1 protein-coding gene is annotated in these 264 nt (G+C 50.0%); it reads right to left on the reverse strand.

Annotated elements, in window-relative coordinates; translation table 11 throughout:
• On the reverse strand, positions 1–190 hold a 190-nt coding region (locus ACYP03_RS26570), incomplete at its 3' end, for a pyrimidine/purine nucleosidase domain-containing protein (protein WP_459782752.1).
• Positions 191–264 lie beyond the last annotated feature (74 nt).

Here is a 264-nt window from a genome sequence, read left to right on the forward strand (position 1 = left end):
TGATATCAAATGACTTATTGAGTTCCAGCAGTGCGTTAGAATCGTCACTGTTACTGCCTGAATTAAGCACAGCCAGTGAGCAGTTGCGGTACAGGCGATACAGGTCGCTGGCCGCTGTGGCCTTCAGACTGTCAACTTCGAGCTGCGACAGCAGTGTCATCGCACCAACCGGGCTGATGTGTGTAATCATGCTTACCTCCCTGGAGACGAATACAGACGCTGATGCTTCTGTATGTAAGCGATTTTCCTGGCGGATATAAGATC

It is taken from the genome of Photobacterium sp. R1, from assembly GCF_054600795.1.